Source organism: Streptomyces gelaticus (assembly GCF_014649535.1).
Classification (GTDB): Bacteria; Actinomycetota; Actinomycetes; order Streptomycetales; family Streptomycetaceae; genus Streptomyces; species Streptomyces gelaticus.
Genome location: NZ_BMTF01000091.1, coordinates 1 through 979, shown reverse-complemented (window position 1 = coordinate 979; position 979 = coordinate 1). Strand labels below are relative to the sequence as shown.

Sequence of the window (979 nt, the reverse complement as noted above, 5' to 3'; positions counted from 1 at the left end):
GTTCCTTCCTCGTTGGTCGTGCACGCTCTGCCGGGCCAGTCTGCTGCAGCCGAACGTCACGGGGAACGCCTGCATGATTCGGGTTCTCCGCAAATTGATAGGCCACCACCTATCAGCCTGCGCTCCGGTCCCGGAGCACGCGACGGGCGGCCTTCCGCAGTCCTCGCACATATGGCTGGTCCCGCATCAGCGGTAGCCACGCCAGCGCCATGGACCATGGGGGGAGGTCCTCGACATCGACGTAGGCCACCCGCGGCTGCGGGTAATGAAAACGCGCAGTTTCCGGGGGGAGCTGGATACCTTCCCGCATGGCGATCGACAGCAGCGAGCTCGCGTAGTCGACCATTGCATGATCGGTGTAGCGGGCCGGGCTACCGTCCGGCCGAGGATCACAGGCCCAAAAGTCCTGGTAAACCTTCGGTACCCGCGACGACCAACCCAAATGCGGTCGGTCCCGCAGATCGTCGATGCTGATCAGATCCCGCCGCGCCAGCGGGTCCGTTTCGCACATCACCGCGCACCGCGGACCGCTGGCCAGCGTCAGGTACTGGATGCTCCCCGGCACCGGGAGGAAGAGGAACACGGCGTCGGCCTGTCCTTCCAGGAGCACGGTGGCGGTGTCGAAGGCGGCTCGCCGAATCTGAATGTCGACCCCGGGCATCGTTTCCCGGAACGTGTCGATGACAGCAGGGATGGGCTCCATCAACACGATGTTCTCCAACGAGCCGATCACCAGGCGGCCGGACCCGGAGCGGGTACGTGCGGCTTCCCGTAGCCGGTCCGCTGCCCTCACTGCCTCCTCAACAGCCGGCAGCAGTTCTCTGCCTGCGTGGCTCAGGCAGACCCGGCGCGTGGTGCGGTCGATCAGCCAAACCCCCAGGTCCCGTTCCAGGGCGCGGATCTGCTGCGAGAGTGCGGGCTGGGTCATGAACAGCCGCGCGGCGGCGCGCCCGAAGTGCAGTTCCTCGGCCAGGACCAG

At 66.5% G+C, this 979-nt stretch carries 1 protein-coding gene; it reads right to left on the bottom strand.

Annotated features, from left to right (window positions below):
- Positions 1-112 precede the first annotated feature (112 nt).
- Positions 113-979 (bottom strand): LysR family transcriptional regulator (locus IE107_RS34480; RefSeq protein WP_189548277.1); only part of this gene is annotated, 867 nt, incomplete at its 5' end.